Origin of the sequence: Pseudomonas sp. PS02288 (genome assembly GCF_029959715.1) — a bacterium.
Classification (GTDB): Bacteria; Pseudomonadota; Gammaproteobacteria; order Pseudomonadales; family Pseudomonadaceae; genus Pseudomonas_O; species Pseudomonas_O kuykendallii.
On the sequence record NZ_JASCPA010000007.1, the window covers coordinates 12707 to 30130 of the forward strand.

Annotated in this window: 18 protein-coding genes; 12 read left to right on the forward strand and 6 right to left on the reverse strand. The window is 67.6% G+C overall.

Going from position 1 to position 17424, the window contains the following annotated elements; translation table 11 throughout:
• Positions 1-17: 17 nt before the first annotated feature.
• Positions 18-1079 carry an SMP-30/gluconolactonase/LRE family protein gene (locus tag QMX85_RS04885; RefSeq protein ID WP_282339072.1) on the reverse strand — a complete coding sequence of 354 codons (1062 nt, stop codon included), beginning with the start codon at positions 1077-1079 and terminating at the stop codon, positions 18-20.
• Positions 1080-1210: 131 nt separating this feature from the next.
• On the opposite strand from QMX85_RS04885, the gene rnd reads away from it, so the two are divergent.
• From rnd to QMX85_RS04910, 5 genes are all read left to right on the forward strand, one after another.
• Positions 1211-2350 carry a ribonuclease D gene (gene rnd / locus QMX85_RS04890; RefSeq protein WP_282339073.1) on the forward strand — a complete coding sequence of 380 codons (1140 nt, stop codon included), beginning with the start codon at positions 1211-1213 and terminating at the stop codon, positions 2348-2350.
• Entirely contained in the window at positions 2347-2640 is a 294-nt protein-coding gene (locus QMX85_RS04895) for a YcgL domain-containing protein (RefSeq protein WP_090227713.1), read from the forward strand. Before rnd ends, QMX85_RS04895 begins: the two co-directional genes overlap by 4 nt.
• A gap of 3 nt (positions 2641-2643) precedes the next feature.
• Positions 2644-3576, forward strand: a complete 933-nt coding sequence (locus QMX85_RS04900; protein ID WP_282339074.1) for a D-2-hydroxyacid dehydrogenase — start codon at positions 2644-2646, stop codon at positions 3574-3576.
• A 122-nt stretch (positions 3577-3698) separates the two neighbouring features.
• Positions 3699-4148 (forward strand): YcgN family cysteine cluster protein, encoded by a 450-nt coding sequence (locus tag QMX85_RS04905; RefSeq protein WP_090227708.1) that lies wholly within the window; start codon positions 3699-3701, stop codon positions 4146-4148.
• A 62-nt stretch (positions 4149-4210) separates the two neighbouring features.
• Positions 4211-5434 carry a hypothetical protein gene (locus QMX85_RS04910; protein ID WP_282339075.1) on the forward strand — a complete coding sequence of 408 codons (1224 nt, stop codon included), beginning with the start codon at positions 4211-4213 and terminating at the stop codon, positions 5432-5434.
• Positions 5435-5438: 4 nt separating this feature from the next.
• Here QMX85_RS04910 and QMX85_RS04915 read toward each other — a convergent pair whose 3' ends face one another.
• Complete coding sequence (locus QMX85_RS04915; protein ID WP_282339076.1) at positions 5439-5816, reverse strand: DUF2892 domain-containing protein; 378 nt, start codon at positions 5814-5816, stop codon at positions 5439-5441.
• A 150-nt stretch (positions 5817-5966) separates the two neighbouring features.
• Here QMX85_RS04915 and QMX85_RS04920 point away from each other — a divergent pair, with 150 nt between their 5' ends.
• Positions 5967-6884 carry a YihY/virulence factor BrkB family protein gene (locus QMX85_RS04920; protein ID WP_282339077.1) on the forward strand — a complete coding sequence of 306 codons (918 nt, stop codon included), beginning with the start codon at positions 5967-5969 and terminating at the stop codon, positions 6882-6884.
• 287 nt (positions 6885-7171) lie between these two features.
• Here QMX85_RS04920 and QMX85_RS04925 read toward each other — a convergent pair whose 3' ends face one another.
• Entirely contained in the window at positions 7172-9205 is a 2034-nt protein-coding gene (locus tag QMX85_RS04925) for a S9 family peptidase (protein ID WP_282339078.1), read from the reverse strand.
• A gap of 85 nt (positions 9206-9290) precedes the next feature.
• Here QMX85_RS04925 and QMX85_RS04930 point away from each other — a divergent pair, with 85 nt between their 5' ends.
• From QMX85_RS04930 to QMX85_RS04940, 3 genes are all read left to right on the forward strand, one after another.
• Positions 9291-9755, forward strand: coding sequence for an MFS transporter (locus QMX85_RS04930; RefSeq protein WP_282339079.1), 465 nt, complete (start codon positions 9291-9293; stop codon positions 9753-9755).
• Positions 9756-9880: 125 nt separating this feature from the next.
• Complete coding sequence (locus QMX85_RS04935; RefSeq protein ID WP_282339080.1) at positions 9881-10666, forward strand: class II glutamine amidotransferase; 786 nt, start codon at positions 9881-9883, stop codon at positions 10664-10666.
• A gap of 30 nt (positions 10667-10696) precedes the next feature.
• Positions 10697-11221, forward strand: coding sequence for a DUF2937 family protein (locus QMX85_RS04940; RefSeq protein WP_282339081.1), 525 nt, complete (start codon positions 10697-10699; stop codon positions 11219-11221).
• A gap of 55 nt (positions 11222-11276) precedes the next feature.
• Here the strand turns inward: QMX85_RS04940 and QMX85_RS04945 are convergent, their stop codons facing one another.
• Together QMX85_RS04945 and otnK are read right to left on the reverse strand one after the other, a co-directional pair.
• The gene (locus QMX85_RS04945) at positions 11277-11915 is read right to left on the reverse strand and encodes an aldolase (protein WP_282339082.1); all 639 of its coding nucleotides are present in this window, start codon (positions 11913-11915) and stop codon (positions 11277-11279) included.
• On the reverse strand, positions 11912-13192 hold the full coding sequence (gene otnK, locus QMX85_RS04950; protein WP_282339083.1) for a 3-oxo-tetronate kinase: 1281 nt from the start codon (positions 13190-13192) through the stop codon (positions 11912-11914). Before otnK ends, QMX85_RS04945 begins: the two co-directional genes overlap by 4 nt.
• A 177-nt stretch (positions 13193-13369) precedes the next feature.
• Between otnK and QMX85_RS04955 the strand changes: the two genes are divergently transcribed.
• The gene (locus QMX85_RS04955) at positions 13370-14173 is read left to right on the forward strand and encodes a DeoR/GlpR family DNA-binding transcription regulator (protein ID WP_282339084.1); all 804 of its coding nucleotides are present in this window, start codon (positions 13370-13372) and stop codon (positions 14171-14173) included.
• Positions 14174-14197: 24 nt separating this feature from the next.
• Here the strand turns inward: QMX85_RS04955 and QMX85_RS04960 are convergent, their stop codons facing one another.
• Positions 14198-14827: a histidine phosphatase family protein gene (locus QMX85_RS04960; protein WP_282339085.1), complete on the reverse strand. Its 630-nt coding sequence runs from the start codon at positions 14825-14827 to the stop codon at positions 14198-14200.
• 205 nt (positions 14828-15032) lie between these two features.
• Here QMX85_RS04960 and QMX85_RS04965 point away from each other — a divergent pair, with 205 nt between their 5' ends.
• Positions 15033-16373 carry an MFS transporter gene (locus QMX85_RS04965; protein WP_282339086.1) on the forward strand — a complete coding sequence of 447 codons (1341 nt, stop codon included), beginning with the start codon at positions 15033-15035 and terminating at the stop codon, positions 16371-16373.
• Between the two features lie 43 nt (positions 16374-16416).
• A complete protein-coding gene (locus tag QMX85_RS04970) occupies positions 16417-17376 on the forward strand; it encodes a 3-hydroxyacyl-CoA dehydrogenase family protein (protein ID WP_282339087.1) in 960 nt (319 codons plus the stop codon).
• Positions 17377-17424: the final 48 nt, after the last annotated feature.

A 17424-nucleotide genomic window follows, 5' to 3' on the forward strand; every position in this document is an offset into this window, starting at 1 on the left:
GGGCAGGTGCGGCGTGCTCAGCGAATCCTCAGGCGGCCTATCCGGTCATTGTCCAGGCTGCCGAAGTAGAGGAAATCGCCTTGTGGTTTCACCGAGGTGACCATGCGCAGGTGCGCGCCGCTGGTGTCGTGCAGGCTCTGCACGATGTTGCCGTTTTCGTCGAGGGCGATCACCAGGCCGTAGGGCGTGGGTTTTGGCCAGAGCGCGCGTGGCAGCTTGGCGATCTGCGCCTTGAGCCATGGGTGGCGGTGGAGGAAGTCGGCGTCGGCCTTGCGCGGCGAGGGCAGGGCGACCCAGAAGGTGCCGGCGCGGTCGCCCTGGAGGTTGTCCGGCAGGCCGGGCAGGTTGTCGATGAACACCTCATGGCTGCCGGCCTTGTCGCCCGTTAGCCAGTAGCGGGTGATGCGATAGCGGTAGGTTTCGTTGACCAGCACGAAATCCTCGTGCTGCGAGAGCGCCACGCCGTTGGCGAAGTACAGGTCCTTGAGTAGCACCTCAGTCTTGCCTGTAGCTGGGTCATAGCGCAGCAGGCGGCCGTGCGGGCGCGCCTCGAGCAGGTCGAGCAGGTAGTCCGGCTGGCTGAAGGTGTCGGAGGCGTCGCTGAAATAGATGCGCCCGTCGCGGGCGATGTCGAGGTCGTCGGTGAAGCGGAAGGGAACGCCGTCGGCCTCGGTGGCGAGTACCCTGATCTTGCCGTGGGCATCGACGCTCAGCAGGCCCTTGTAGGCGTCCGCGACGATCAGCTGGCCGTCCGCGGCGAAGTCCATGCCCAGTGGGCGCCCGCCGGTATTGACGAAGGTCTGCGGGATGCCGTCCGCGCCCAGGCGCACGATGCGGCCGTCGGCGAGGCTGGCGTAGAGCCGCCCGCTGGCGTCCACGGCGGTGTCTTCCGGCCCGTGCAGCTGGCCCTGGGCGATCAGCTCGGCCTTCATCAGCGTGTCGTTGGGCTCCAGTACGCCGGTCAGTGGCGGCGCGGCGGGCGCGTCCCAGGCGAGCGGGTCGATCACGCTCGGGGTGACGCTGAGGTAGAGCGCAGCGGCGGCGAGCAGCAGGGCGATGAAGCCGATCAACTTGGTCATGGCGGTCCTTTTCTGATTGTTCTGGGCGCAGCGTCGGAGCATAGGAGGCGGCGCAGCCGGCCGACAAGCCGTGAATCTCCGTCCCGGTGGCGCAGCGCAGTTATACTGGCGTGATTACCAAGGAGAGCCGTGTGCCCAACGATATTCACTGGATCCGTGACGACGCCGCCCTGGCGCACCACTGCAGCATCTGGCGTGACTTGCCCTACGTGGCGCTGGACACCGAATTCATCCGAGTCGACACCTTCTACCCACTCGCCGGCCTGGTGCAGATCGGCGACGGCGAGCGCGCCTTTCTCATCGATCCGCTGCTGATCGGCGACTGGAAACCGTTCGCCGCGCTGCTGGAAAGCCCTCAGGTGGTCAAGGTGCTGCATGCCTGCAGCGAAGACCTCGAAGTGCTGCTGCGCCTGACCGGCAGCCTGCCGGCGCCGCTGTTCGACACGCAACTGGCCGCCGGCTACCTGGGCATCGGCTTCTCCATGGGCTATTCGCGCCTGGCGCATGCCGTGCTCGGCCTCGACCTGCCGAAGGACGCCACGCGCTCGGACTGGCTGGCGCGCCCGCTCAGCGACATCCAGGTGCGTTACGCCGCCGATGACGCCAAGCACCTGGCGGAAATCTACGAAGTGCTGGATCAGCGCCTGTCCGACGAGAAGCGCGCCTGGTTGCTGGAGGACGGTGCCGAACTGGTCGCCAACCTGCGCCGGGAGGTCGACCCGCGCGAGTTGTACCGCGAGGCCAAGCTCGGCTGGAAGCTGTCGCGCGCCCAGCTGGCGGTGCTCCGCGAGCTGTACGTCTGGCGCGAGGCCGAGGCCCGTCGCCGCGACCAGCCGCGCAACCGCATCGTCCGCGAGCATTGCCTGTGGCCGCTGGCGCGCTTCCAGCCGGACAACCTGGGCGCCCTGGCGAAGATCGAGGACATGCACCCGCGCACCGTGCGCCAGGACGGCGAGACGCTGCTCCAGCTGATCAGGGACGCCGCCGCGCTGCCCAAGGAAGACTGGCCGGAGGCGCTGCCCGAGCCGCTGCCGGTGGACGCCACGGTGCTGCTCAAGCGCCTGCGCGCGGTTGGGCAGGCCGAAGCCGAGAAACTTCAGATCGTCCCCGAGCTGATGCTGCGCAAGAAGTCCCTCGAGGCGCTGCTCAAGAGCGGCTATCCCGACGGCCCCTACACCCTGCCTGAATCCCTGCGTGGCTGGCGCCGCGAGCGCATGGGCCAGGCGCTGCTCGACGCCCTCGCTCCGGGCGCTGGAGAACCAACCCCGTGAAACGCCTCTGTTCCATCTACCGCAGCCCGCGCAAGCGCGAGATGTACCTCTACGTGAACCGCGCCGACGCGCTCAAGCGCGTGCCGGAAAGCCTGCTGGTCGCCTTCGGACCGCCGCAGCACGCCTTCGACCTGGTGCTGACCCCGGAGCGCCAGCTCGCGCGCGAAGACATCGCCAAGGTGCTGGAGAACCTGGAGACCCAGGGCTATCACCTGCAGATGCCGCCGCCCGAGGACGACTACATCGCCCACCTGCCGGATGAACTGCTGCGCCGCAACGACCCGGTCTGACCCATGCGCCTGCTGATCGCCGATCCTGAACACGCCCGCTACGCCGACCTGCTGGGTGACGCCGAGCCGTCGCTGCAACTGCACGGCAGTGACTATCCGGCGGAGCTGGCCAGGCTGGCGGCCCGCTGCCCGGTATGGCTCGGGGCGCCCGATCTGCTGGCGCCGCTGTTGCGCGGCGGCGCCCGTCCGCAGTGGGTGCAATCGACCTGGGCCGGCATCACGCCGCTGCTGGCCGCCGATCTGCCGCGCGACTACCGCCTCAGCCGGGCGGTCGGCGTGTTCGGCCAGGCGATGGCCGAATACGTGCTGACCTACCTGCTGGCCCACGAGCGCCAGGTTCTGTCGCGCGCGGCGCTGCAAGGGGAGGGCCGCTGGGACACGCGCACGCCGCACGGCCTCGGCGGCCGCCGTGCGCTGATCGTCGGTGCCGGCGACATCGGCCAGGCGGTGGCGCGCGTGCTGGCGCCTTTCGGCATCGAGCTGCGCGGCATCGCACGACAGCCACGCGCCCTCGAGCCGTTTTTGGAGGTCGCGGGGATCGACCAGCTGCAGCGTCTCGCCGCGCAGGCCGACTACCTGATCAACCTGCTGCCGAACACGCCCGACACCGGCGATCTCTACGACGCCGGCCTGTTCGCGCGCCTGCCGCGCGGCGCGCTGTTCATCAATGCCGGGCGTGGCACGGCGGTGGTCGACGCCGACCTGGTCGCCGCGCTGCAAGGCGGGCAGCTGGCGGCCGCGGTGATCGACGTCTGCCGCGAGGAGCCGCCAGCGCCCGACCATCCGTTCTGGCGCGCGCCGAACCTGCTGCTCACCGGGCACACCGCGGCGCCGACGCCGCCCAGGGCGATGGCCCGGCTGTTCCTCGACAACCTGACGCGTCACCGCGCGGCGGAGCCGCTGCTCGGCCAGGTGGATTTCGCCCGCGGCTATTAAGCGCCGGCGCGTTCCGCCCGCGACGAAACCTCGACACCCAGGCATCCGACGACGCAGCCTTGGCCCTGTCTGCGCGGCGGGCTAGACTGCCGGCCTTTTCGCACCCTCGCCGCAGTACGCCCATGGCCGCCATCGTCGAACCCTTCTGGAAACGCAAGACCCTAGCCGAGCTCGATCGCACCGAGTGGGAATCGCTCTGCGACGGCTGCGGCCTGTGCTGCCTGCAGAAGCTGGAAGACGAGGACGACGGCAGCGTCTACTACACCCGCGTGGCCTGCAAACTGCTCGACCTGACGAGCTGCCGCTGCAGCGACTACCCGAATCGCCGCCAGTACGTGGCCGACTGCATCCAGCTCACCCCGGCGCAGGCTGACCAGTTCCGCTGGCTGCCGCCGACCTGCGCCTACCGGCGCGTGGCCGAGGGCAAGGACCTGCTGGCCTGGCATCACCTGGTCTGCGGCGACCCGGACGCGGTGCACCGCGCCGGCATCTCGCAATCGGGCAAGATGCTCAGCGAAGACAGCGTCGCCGAGGATGACTGGGAAGACCACCTGATCTTCCGCGCCGGCTGATACCCGGCCGCCGCCCGCACGGCGCTGACCGACACCGACAGACCCCATGGGATTTCACTGCGATGCCCTCACTCCGCTGGTTGCCCTGTTGCCTGCTGTTCGTCGTCACCTCCTGCGCCCTGGCGGCGAAGAAGGTCGACCTGGACTACTCCGTGCGCTTCCTGCCGCAGGCCGATCAGGCCGAGGTCAGCCTGCGGCTGGCGAAGGGCGAAGTGGTTCGCGAGCTGGAGCTCGACCTCGGCGCCACGGGGGCGTACAGCGACTTCAAGGCCGACGGCGACTGGCGTCTGAGCGGCGACCACGGGCTCTGGAAACCCTCGCGCGGCGCGGCGACGCTGAGCTACCGGGTGCGCGTCAGCCATCGTCGCGAATCGGGCGCCTATGACGCGCGGATGACCGCCGACTGGGCGCTGCTGCGCGGCGACGATCTTGTGCCAGCGGCGCGCCTGTCGCAGGCCGATGGCGTCGAGCTGGTGTCGCGCCTGCAGTTCGAGTTGCCGGAGGGCTGGAACAGCGTGGAAACCGGCTGGCCACGGATCGGCAAGAACCGTTTCCGCATCGACAACCCGGGGCGCCGCTTCGACCGGCCGACCGGCTGGATTCTCGCCGGCAAGATCGGTGCGCGGCGCCTGCGCCTGGGCGAGACCGAGGTCACCGTCGCCGCACCCACCGGCGAGGGGCTGCGGCGTATGGACATCATCACCTTGCTCACCTATGTCTGGCCGCATGCGCAGGCGGCGTTCCCGCGCGACCCGGAGAAGCTGTTGATCGTCGGCGCCGGCGAGCCGATGTGGCGTGGCGGGCTGTCCGCGCCGAACTCGTTCTTCATGCAGGCCGAGCGGCCGCTGATCAGCGAGAACGGCACCAGCCCGCTGCTGCACGAACTGGTGCACGTGTTCACCCGGATCACCGATACGGACGACAGCGACTGGATCAGCGAGGGCATCGCCGAGTACTACTCGATCGAGTTGCTGCGCCGTTCGGGCGGACTCGGCGAGACCCGTTATCACAAGGTGCGCGAGCAGTTGCAGCGTTGGAGTCGCGACGTGAGCAGCCTGCGCGGCGAGCATTCCAGCGGCGCGGTGACGGCGCGGGCGGTGCTGTTGCTGGAGGACCTGAACCAGGAAATCCGCGTGGCCAGCAAGGGCCGGCAGTCGCTGGACGACCTCGTCCAAGGCCTGATGCGCCTGGACAAGGTCAGCACCGACGACGTACGGGCGATCGCCGAAACGCTGATCGGCGAGCCGTCGAAGGTGCTGGATACGCCGTTGCTGGCGGGCAACTAGCGAATCAGACGCCGGCTTTCGGGCTGCTCAGCGATTCGTTGCCGGTGACGGTGGCGCTGCGGGTCGCGGCGTCGGCGTTCTCGAACAGCCTGTCCAGCTTGCCGCCGCTGGCGACCTTGAAGTCGCGCACGTCGTCCTTCGCCGCCTGAAGGACCTTCTTCGCCGCGCAACGCCCGGTGAAGCCGCGGACCAGACCCATGCCGCCCATCGCCACTTCCAGCAGGCCGCCGATGCCGCCGCGGCGCAGGCCCTTGCTCAACAGCACGAAGCCGCCGGCGATGGAGGCCGCACGCTCCCAGCCGTGCACGTTCTTCTCGGCATCGCTGCCGGGGGTGAAGGTGGAGGTGGCTCCGGTTTCTTCTTTCTGGGTGGGAATCAGCATCGTCGTTCTCCTGAAGGGTTACCTAGAACATGACTCCCGCGCCGCCGCGCTGTTCCGCAGCCCGGATGGCCGGCGCGCGCCATTGCAGAACTTCCGCGGCGTTGTGGTCGTCCCAGTTTTAACTTCGTTTTGCGACAAGGAAGGGCCTACATGTTCGCCATCAAGAATCGCCTCGGTCTGTTCCAGCTGGCCAAGCGTGTGATAAAGGAATTCGCCGACGACGAGATGCCGACCTACGCGTCGGCGCTGGCCTACCAGATGTTCTTCTCGCTGTTCCCGTTCCTGTTGTTCCTCATCGCGCTGATCAGCTTTCTCGACCTGCCGACGTTCTTCGACTGGCTGCGCGAGCAGGCCGCCTACTTCCTGCCGACCGAGGCGATGGATCAGCTGAATCCGGCGATCGACCGCTTCCAGCAGCAGGAATCCGGGCTGTTCTCGGTGGGGATCGTGGTGGCGATCTGGACCTCCTCGTCGGCCGTGCGCTCGACGATGGATGCGATGAACAAGGCCTACGACGTGAAGGAAGGCCGCCCGGCGTGGAAGCGCTTCCCGTTGTCGGTGCTCTATACCATCGGCCTGGCCGCGCTGCTGCTGAGCGCTGCCGGGCTGATGGTGGTCGGTCCGACCGTGATGAACTGGCTCGCCCACTGGTTCGGTCTGGAGCAGATGATGGTGATCCTCTGGAACCTGCTGCGCTGGCCGGTGGCGATCGTACTGATGGTGGTGGCGGTGGCGGTGGTGTACTACGTCGCGCCGGACGTGAAGCAGAAATTCCGTTTCATCACCCCCGGCTCGCTGCTCGCAGTGGTGGTGTGGATCGCCGCCTCGGTGGGCTTCGGCTTCTACGTGAAGAACTTTGGCAACTACAACGCGCTGTACGGCTCCATCGGCGCGATCATCATCCTGCTGCTGTATTTCTACATTTCCGCCGCGGTGCTGTTGCTCGGCGCCGAGCTGAATGCCGTGCTGGAGCACCACGATCCGGAAGGCAAGGATCCCGGCGAGAAGGTCGAAGGCGACGGAGCGCCGCCGGAGCAAGTGGCCACCGGCTCCAAGGTCGATCCCTGATTCGCGCGCCATCTCGTAGGGTGGGCTTCAGCCCACGCGACAAAGCACGCATGAGCGCCGGTGGGTTGAAACCCACCCTACGGGCGCTTTTATTCATCATTGCACCGCTCTGGTGGATCGATGAAGCGCGATCCACCCTACAAGTTCGTTGATGCCCCGTCACATGTAGGGTGGATGACGCTCTTTTCATCCACCGTTGCAGCGCCCGGTGGATCGATGAGACGCGATTCACGCTGCGGACTCGGCAGAGGACAGGCGGTATCCACGGCTGATGCGCAGAGCCCTCCTCAGGCCAGCCCCAGCACCTTCAGCAGGAAGCCGTATTCCAGCGCGACATCCTTGAGCGCCTGGTAGCGGCCGCTCATGCCGCCGTGGCCGGCGCCGAAGTCGGTCTTGAGCAGCAGCAGGTTGTCGTCGCTGCGCGTGGCGCGCAGCTTGGCGACCCACTTCGCCGCTTCCCAGTATTGCACCCGGCTGTCGTGGTAACCGGCGATGGCGAGGATCGCCGGATAGGCCTGGGCGCGCACGTTCTCGTAGGGCGCGTAGGCCTTGATGCGCGCGTGCACCGCGGGATCGCGCGGGTCGCCCCATTCGTCGTACTCGGTCACGGTGAGCGGCAGGTCGGGGTTCTGCATGCTGTTCAGCACGTCGACGAAGGGCACTTCGGCGATGGCCGCGGCGAACAGCTCCGGACGCTGGTTGAGCACCGCGCCGATCAGCAGCCCGCCGGCGCTGCCGCCGCTGATGGCGAGGCGGTCGGTGCGGGTGTAGCCCTCGGCGATCAGGTGCTCGGCGCAGGCGATGAAGTCGTCGAAGCTGTTCTGCTTGTGTTCCAGCTTGCCGCCGCGATACCAGGCCTCGCCCAGCTCGCCGCCACCGCGCACATGGGCGATGGCGAAGACGAAGCCGCGTTCGAGCAGGCTCAGGCGGGCATGCGAGAACCACGGGTCGAGGCTTTCGCCATAGGCGCCATAGCCGTAGAGATACAGCGGGGCAGGGCGGCCGAGCACCTCGCGCCGCGCGACCAGGCTGATGGGAATCGCGGTGCCGTCGGGCGCCTTGGCCCAAAGCCGCCGGCTGACGTAGGCGTCGGCGTCGAACGGGCCTTCCACCGGGGTTTCCTTGAGCACCGTCTGAGCGCCGCTGGCGATGTCCAGCTGGCGCACCTGCGCCGGGCGGTTCAGCGCCTCGTAGCGCAGCCGCAGTACGGGGCTGTCGAATTCCAGCGATTCCTGTACGTAGAGGCTGTAGGCGGCATCCGGCAGCTCGACGCGATAACTCCGCGCTCCGACCGGATGCACCTGGATGACCGGCAGGCCGCCCTCGCGCAGGCTGAGGACGAAACCACCGGCGTTGAGACTGGCTTCCTCGAGCATCCGCTGCGGGTCGTGGCCGATCAGTTCCTGCCAGTGCTCGCGGGTCGGCGTGGCGTCCTCGGCGCGGTACAGGGCGAAGTTGATGCCGGCCTGGTTGCTGCGCACCACCCAGGCCCACTGGCCGTCGATGCGGCCGTGGTCGGGGTAGTACTCGTGGCCTTCCTCGCGCGGCGCCAGGCAGACGAACGCCTGTAGCGGCCGATCGGCATCCAGCACCCAGGCTTCACAGGTGGTCTTGCTGTTGGCCAGCAGGATCAGCTGGCGTTCGGAACTCGAGCGATAGCAGTTGAGGAAGAAACGCCCGTCCGGCTCGTTGAACACCAGCGCCGCCTCGGCGTCGCCCAGCGTGTAGCGATACAGCTTGTGCGGGCGGTGAGTGGCATCCAGTTCGCCGAAGAACAGCGTGCGGCTGTCGTTGGCCCAGGTCAGGCTGCCGTCGCAGTCGTCGAAGGGGAGCTCCTCGACGGCGCCGCTGGCCAGCTCCTTGACGAACAGCCGGTAGATCTCGTCGCCTTGGGTGTCCAGGCTGTAGGCCAGGCGCGTCTGGTCCGGGCTGATGCTGAAGGCGCCCAGCGACAGGTAGCCGCCCTCGGCCAGCGCGTTGGGGTCGAGCAGCAGCTCCTCGCTGCCGTCGTCGACCTGCAGCGAAACGCCGGCCGGTCGTGCGCAGCGATAGTGCCGCGGGTATTCGTCGCCGGCCTGGGTGCGGCTGTAGTAGAGGTACGCGCCCCAGGGCGTGGGCAGCGACAGGTCGGTCTCGCGGATGCGCGCCTTGATCTCCTCGAACAGGCGCTCACGCAGCTCGGCACCGTCGGCCAGCTGCGCCTCGGTCCAGTCGTTCTCGGCGTGCAGGTAATCCAGCACCTCCCGGGCGTCGCGGTTCTCCAGCCAGCGGTAAGGGTCCTGGGCATCCGTGTCGATGCGGGCGATGGGGGCGTGGGACATGTTAATCCTCGAAGTTGCGGCGCCGCGGCGGGAGGTCTGCGCGGCGAAAAGCCGCTATCATAGGCGCCCATTCGCCAGCCAGGCCATGCCGAAGCGCCACATGAACGAACACGACTACCTCCTCGCCTGGGCCGTCTACGGCATCGCCGCACTCGGTTGCCTGGCGGTGGTGTTCCAACTCACCGGCTGGATGTGGCGCTACCTGCGCGAGCCGCTGCGGCTGGTGATCGCGGTGCTGCTGCTGACGCCGACCATCGTCGACCCGGGCAAGGAGCTGTTCGCCCCGGCCATCGCCATCACCGCGCTGGACCTCGCCTTCAAGGTCGGCAACAACGTCTGGAAGGCGGTCGCCGACCTGAGCATGTACGGCCTGATCGCCTTCGTCGTCTACCTGCTGTTCGTGCTACTGCGCTGGCCGGTAGAGCGCTGGCTGCGCAATCGCAAACGGGCCCGCGAGGAAGCGGTGGAAGACTCGCGCACCCTGCGCGAGCGGATGGACCCGGACGTCGAGCGGCCGCGCCGCGAGAGCCGCGTCGAACCGCGCGTATAGATTGCCATACAGCGGCTTGCGCCCACGCGCGGAGCCGGTCAGCATGGCCTCCTGCTTACCAGGAGCGCCCATGAATCCGATTCGCCCCCCCTTCGTCGCCACGCCGCCGCTGCCGAGGCCCGCCCATGTGTGAGCTACTGGGCATGAGCGCCAACGTGCCGACGGATATCGTCTTCAGCTTCACCGGGCTGATGCAGCGCGGCGGGCGCACCGGCCCGCACCGTGACGGCTGGGGCATAGGCTTCTACGAGGGGCGCGGCCTGCGGCTGTTCCAGGACCCCTCGGCGAGCGCCGAGTCCGAGGTCGCACGGCTGGTGCAGCAGTACCCGATCAAGAGCGAGGTGGTCATCGGCCACATCCGCCAAGCCAACGTCGGCAAGGTCGCGCTGGCCAATACCCATCCCTTCGTCCGCGAGATGTGGGGGCGCAACTGGTGCTTCGCGCACAACGGCCAGCTGGCGGATTTCCAGCCCGCGCCCGGCTTCTACCGCCCGGTGGGCGATACCGACAGCGAAGCGGCCTTCTGCGACCTGCTCAACCGCCTGCGCGCCGCCTTTCCCGAGCCCGCCGATATCGAGGCGCTGCTGCCGACGCTGATCGAGGCGTGTCGCGAATACCGCCGCAAAGGGGTGTTCAATTGCCTGCTCAGCGACGGCGACTGGTTGTTCAGCTGCTGTTCGACGAAGCTGGTGCAGATCACCCGCCGCGCGCCGTTCGGCCCGGCACGCCTGAAGGATGCCGACCTGACGGTGGACTTCCAGGCTGAAACCACGCCCAACGACGTGGTCACCGTGCTGGCCACCGAGGCGCTGACCGATAACGAAGACTGGATCGTCCATCAGCCGGGTCAGTGGACCCTTTGGCGCGGGGGCGAGTGCATTGCAGAGGGTTGCGACTCGCTGTCGGACTGAGTCCGTTTTCACACCCACAAGGAGAGCTGGATGTTGAGAAGTTACTTGCGCTTGATGCTGTTCGCGGTCGGTCTGCTGGTGGGCGTCCAGGTGCCCGGCTTCATTGCCGACTATGCCAATCGGGTGGAAGCGCATCGCATCGAGGCGGCCAAGGCACTGGAAGGCTTCCGGGCCACCGCCGGGCGCTTCTTCCAGGGCGACCTGCAGGCGCTGGTGACGCATTACCGCGAAAGCCAGGACCCGGTGATGCGCAGCGACGCGCAGAGCGTGGCGACCCTGGTGGATCGTTCGGCGCTGCTCGAAGAGGAAGCGCAGGCGATGCGCAAACCCTGGTATGCGCGCGCCTGGCACGTGGTGGCGAAAGCCGATCCGGAGCTGCGCGCGGAGACCCTCGCCGCCTACGACTACCAGGTGCCGCTGGTGCCCGAGGCGATCGCCTGGGGCATCGCCTGTGCGCTGCTACTGGCGTGGGTGGTGGAAAGCCTGTTGCTGCTGGTCGGCGCGGCGTTCGGCGTGGGCCGCCAGCGCCGGGCGCATCAGCGGCACTGGCGCTAGCCGTGCGCGGGTAACGAAAGAACGGGCTCATGGCCCGTTTTTTCATGCGCGCGATCTACCAGGCGGCGCCGAACACCTCGGCCAGTTCGCGCAGGGCGTCTTCGCCCAGGGGCGCGGGGCGCGGGTCGCTCATCAGCCACAGCTTGGCGGTTTCTTCCAGTTCCTCCAGGGCATAGCTGGCGCGCGACACGCTGGATTCCCAGATCACCGGGCCGAGGCGTTCGAGCATCACGCCGCGCACCTGGTTGGCCAGCGCGGCGACCCGTTCGGCGACGTTCGGCGAGCCGGGCCGGCAGTAATCGATCAGCGGCAGGTGGCCGACCTTCATTACCTGATAGGGCGTGATCGGCGGCAGGATGTCCTCGTGGCTCCAGACACCGGACAGGGTCAGCGCTACCAGCGCGGTGGAATGCGTGTGCACCACGCCGCCGACACCTTGATTGCGTTCGTAGACCCGCCGATGCAGCGCCAGGGTCTTCGAGGGCTTGTCGCCGGAGACCCATTCGCCGTTCAGTTTCACCTTGGCGATCGCCGCCGGGTCCAGGCGCCCGAGGCAGGCGTCGGTGGGTGTGATCAGCCAGCCGTCGTCCAGTCTCGCGCTGATGTTGCCGGCGCTGCCGACGGTGTAGCCGCGCTGGTAGAGGCTGATGCCGACCGTGCAGATTTCTTCGCGCAGCGCGTGTTCGCGGCTCATGACGAGGCTCCGGCAAGTTGCCCGAGGGCTTTGGCGAAGAAGTCGGCGCCGCCGAAGTTGCCGGACTTCAGCGCCAGGCGCGCCTCCAGGCCGATGGCGCCGGTTATCGGCACGCCGGGGTCGATCTGCTCGCCGATGCGCAGGGCTTGCACGCCCAGTGCCTGGACCACCGCGCCGGAGGTCTCGCCGCCAGCGACCACGAAGTGCCGCACGCCGGTCTCGTAGAGCTGCCGGGCGATTTCGCCGAGGGCCTGCTCCACCAGCGTGCCGGCGCGTTCCACACCCAGTTGCTGCTGTACCGCGCGAACCTCTTCCGGCGCGCTGGTGGCATAGATCAGCACCGGCTCGTCGCGTTCGGCGAAGGCCAGCGCGGCGGCCACAACCGCCTCGCCGCGGGCGAGCGCCAGCGGATCAATGCGCAGGGCGGGGCGGCCGGCGTCGCGCCAGGCGGCAACCTGGGCGTTGGTGGCCCTGGAGGCGCTGCCGGCGAGCACCACGCCACGGCCGGACAGGGCTTCCAGCGTGGCGGCGTTCTGGCTGAGCAGTTGGCCGGCGCGACGGAAGTTTTCCGGCAGGCCGAGGGCGATCCCCGAACCGCCGGTGATCAGCGGCAAATCGCGGCAGGCTTCGCCCAGGGTCAGTAGGTCGGCGTTGGACAGCGCATCGGCGATGGCGATGCGGGTGCCGGCGTGGCGCAGTGTGTCGATGCCGGCGCGGGTCGCGGCGGCACCGGCGGCAACCTGGTCGTAGCGCAGCAGGCCGACCGGGAGTTTGGTCTGCCGGCCGAGGAAGCGCACCAGGTTGGCGTCGGTCATCGGCGTCAGCGGGTGGTGCTCCATGCCGGATTCGCTGAGCAGCGCGTCCTGCACGAACAGGTGGCCGCGGAACAGCGTGCGCCCGGCTTCCGGGAAGGCCGGGCAGGCGACGGTGAAATCGCTGCCGAGGGCGTCGAGCAGCGCCTCGGTGACCGGGCCGATGTTGCCCCGCTCGGTGGAGTCGAAGGTCGAGCAGTACTTGAACATAAACTGGCGGCAACCGCGTTCGCGCAGCCAGTGCAGTGCGGCGAGGGATTTCGCGACGGCCTCTTCGACCGGGGCCATGCGTGACTTGAGCGCGACGATCAGCGCGTCCGCTTCGAGGGCTTCGGACAATTCCTGGCCTGGGATGCCGATGGTCTGGACGGTCCGCATGCCCTGGCGCACCAGGGTGTTGGCCAGGTCGGTGGCTCCGGTGAAATCGTCAGCGATGCACCCGAGCAAGGGCATGGCGTGGTTCATTCGGCTTCTCCCGCGAATACGTTGTTTTTTCCATAGTAGGCGCTAAACGCGGCGATGTGAAGATATGTTAAATTAGCGGCCAAGAGTGTTTGTAAATGTTCTTACTTGCACGATCGCCTTAGCGGCCAGGCCGCGTTGGGCTACCATGCGGCCAGCGATTCGACCCCAGGGACCCGTATGACCGAGGAAATTGAGCCAATGGCCGACGCCGGGGCGCCGATGATTCCGTCGCAGCGCCGCGAAATGATCGTCCGCCAGCTGCGTCGCCAGCAGATCATGAGCGTCAATCAGCTCACCGAAATCTTCAATTGCTCGCACATGACGGTGCGTCGCGACATCGCCGCGCTGGAGCAGGAAGGGCGGGTGTTTTCGGTGCCGGGCGGGGTGCGCATCGCCAGCCAGGTGCACAGCGAACCGAGTCATCAGAGCAAGGCGATCGTCGAGCCGGCGCAGAAGCAGCGCATGGCCGAGCACGCCGCACGCCTGCTCAGGCCCGACATGACGCTCTACCTGGATGCCGGCACCACCACGGCGTGCCTGGTGCCGCACATCCTTGCGCTGAGCGGCATGACCGTGGTGACCAACGACTTCGGCATCGTCCTCGCCCTGGCCGATGCGACCCATGTGAACGTGATTCACACCGGTGGCGTGCTCGATCACCCCAACCGTTCCGCGGTCGGCAACCTGGCAGCCGACACGCTGCGCAACATTGCCACCGATATCGCCTTCATCTCCACCAGTTCCTGGGACCTGCAGCGCGGCGTCACCACGCCCTCCGCGCCGAAGATCGAGGTGAAGAAGGCGGCGATGGACTCGGCTTCGCAGATCGTCCTGATGGCGACCAGCTCGAAGTACGGCACCTTCGGTATGTACCGCATCGCCGGGCTGGACCGCTTCGATCCGATCATCACCGACGACGGCCTGACGGCGGACGCCGCGGCCGGTATCCGCAAGCTGGGCGTCGAGCTGGTCCTGGCCTGATCGCCCGTAGTGGACGGGCCCGCTTCAGGCGCGCCCGTCCAGCGCGGCGCTGGCCCTGAGCCAGGCGAAGTCGCCGTCGCGAATCATCAGTACCTGGTCCTGCGGCACTTCGATGGCCGGCACCGATGCCGGATCGGTCGCCGTGCGCAGCGCCAGGAAGCTGCGCAGCACGCCGGCATGGGCGACCACCACGGTGTCCCGCTGTACGGTTTCGAGGAAGCCCGCGACGCGCTCGAACACCTTCCGGTAACTCTCCCCGCCAGTAGGCGCGAAGCCCAGCGGATCGGCCTGTCGCGCGGCGAAGCGCTCGGGTTCGCGGGCGGCGATGCCCGTCCAGCTGGAGCCTTCCCAGTCGCCGAAATCGATTTCCATCAGGCGCTCGTCGGTGCGGTAGTCGTCCGCTTCCAGGCCGATGCGCTGGCGGACGATGCGCATGGTTTCGCGGGTGCGCTGCAGCGGGCTGGCAACGAAGTCCAGTGCCTGCGGCTGGGCCAGCAACCAGCGCAGGCAAAGCCCCGAAGCTGCCGCCTGCGCGCGGCCCGTGTCGTTCAGCGGGATGTCCTGGCGGCCTTGCAGGCGGCGCCGGGCGTTCCAGTCGGTCTCGCCGTGGCGGATCAGGTAGAGCGTCGGTGCTGCATATCGGGGAGGGTTCATTCGAGGTCCTGATGAGCGTGGCGGAAAGTCGCCCGGTGAGCGGATGTGGTCGAACATGTCTTGACAATGTTAAAAAATAACAAATAATAAAAAATATTAACATCGCGGCAAAGCATGCAGACGGGACCACGAGCGGCGGGCCATCGGCCCGGAGGTGAAGGCCTCCCCTCGTTGTCAGCCTAATAACAATAATGGAGCCAGATCCATGTCCACTCTCGACAGCAGCATCGCCGGCGACGCCGGCAGCCCTCGTGCCGAACCGCAGATGCAGCCGGATTCGCATCAACTGCGCCAGCGGCGTCGGGCCTCCATCGGCAGCCTGATCGGCACCACTATCGAGTGGTACGAGTACTACATCTACGGCGCCACGGCGGCGCTGGTGTTCCCGCACCTGTTCTTCCCCAGCGACGATCGCCTGGTCTCGCTGATGCTGTCCTTCGCCTCGTTCGCCATCGCCTTCGCCATTCGCCCGATCGGCGCCGCGGTGTTCGGTCACTTCGGCGACCGCGTCGGGCGCAAGACCACGCTGATCGTCACGCTGGTGATGACCGGCCTGGCAACCTTCCTCATCGGCGTGCTGCCCACCTACGCCAGCATCGGCCTCTGGGCCCCGGCGATCCTCATCCTGCTGCGCCTGATCCAGGGCTTCGGCGTGGGCGGCGAGTGGGGCGGGGCGGCGCTGATGTCGCTGGAGTGGGGCGACCAGAAGAAGCGCGGCGCCGCCGGCGCCTGGCCGCAGCTGGGCACGTCCATCGGCCTGATCCTGTCGACGTCGGCGGTGATGGGTTCGAGCTACTTCACCGGCGACCAGTTCCTCGAGTGGGGCTGGCGGATTCCGTTCCTGCTCTCGGGCATCCTGGTCATCGTCGGCCTGGTGGTGCGGATGGCGATCGAGGAAACCCCGTCTTTCGCCGCCAAGAAGCAGAGCAACCAGATCGAGAAGAGCCCGCTGGGCTACGTCGTCAAGCACCACTGGCGCGAGATCGTGAAGGTCGCCTTCCTGCGCATGTCGGAGCAGATGCCGTTCTACATCTTCACCGCCTTCATCCTCGACTACGCGACGCAGAACAGCGGGCTGTCACGCACCTTCGTGCTGCTCGGGACGCTGGCGGCGGCGGTGCTCGACCTGATCCTGCTGCCGATCTTCTCCAACATGGCCGACCGCATCGGCCGGCGGAAAATGTACTACATCGGCTGCGTGGTGCTGATCCTGATGGCGTTCCCGTACTTCTGGGTACTCAACTCGGGCAACCAGACCTGGATCTTCATCGCCATCACCCTGTCGCTGATTCCCCACGCGATCCAGTACGGCGCCCAGGCCTCGTTGATATCCGAGCAGTTCCCGGTGCACGTGCGCTACACCGGCGCCGGGGTCGGCTACCAGATGTCGTCGCTGATCGCCGGCGGTCCCGCTCCGCTGATCGCCTCCTTCCTGCTGGTGACCTTCGGTACCGGCTATGCCGTGGCCGCCTACCTGGCGCTCGGCGGAGTCATCGCGGCGGTGGCGCTTTCCACTCTGAAGGATCGCAGCGACCACCTGTTGTGAGTCGCTCGCCTGATGAATTCAAACCTTTCGCAGGAGTAGCAGCATGACCATCAAGAAAATTGCAGTCGTTGGTTCGGGCTACATGGGCGGTGGCATCGCCCAGGTGCTGGCGCTCGGCGGCGCGGACGTGGTGCTTGGCGACGTCGATGGCAGCGTCGCCAGCCAGTCGCGCGAGCGCCTGCTCAAGCAGGCCCAGGCCTTCGCCGAGGCCGGACTGTTCCCGGCCGATGCGCCGACGCTGCTGGAGGCGCGCCTGAGCGCGGCCGCTTCCATCGAAGCGGCGGTCGAGGGTGTGGACTACATCACCGAAGCCGTGCCGGAGTCGCTGGAGATAAAGCGCGACGTGCTCGGCCGCGTTTCCGCCGCCTGCGCCAAGGACACGATCATCGGCACCAACACCTCGGCGATGCCGATCGGCGAGCTGGCGAAGTTCGTCACCCACCCGGAGCGCTTCCTCGGCGTGCACTGGATGAACCCGGCACCGTTCATTCCGGGCGTCGAGCTGATCGCCAGCGAGCACACCCTGGCCGAGCACGTCGACACCCTGGAAGCGCTGATCCGCTCGGTGGGCAAAGTGCCGGCGCGCGTCGCCGATACCCCCGGTTTCGTCGCCAACCGCCTGCAGTTCGCCCTCTACAAGGAGGCGGTGAAGGTGGTCGAGGAAGGGCTGGCGACGCCGGAACAGGTCGACCTGGTGGTGAGCAACGCCTTCGGCTTCCGCCTGGCGCTGTTCGGCCCGTTCGCCATCGGCGACATGGCCGGGCTGGACGTCTACGCGTCCTCCTACAAGACCCTCGCCGGCACCTACGGCGAGCGCTTCGCCGCGCCGGACGGCCTGACCCAGCTGGTGGACGGCGGCAACCTGGGGCTGAAATCCGGCCACGGCTTCCTCGACATCGACCCGGCGAAGAGCGCCGAGCTGCTGGCCTATCGCGACCGTGCCTACGCCGCGCTGAGCAAGCTGCGCGCAGAACTCGGCCCGGCGCCGGGCCTGGCGAGCTGATCTGCAGTTTCATCACTGAATGAAAAACGGGCCTCTCGGGCCCGTTTT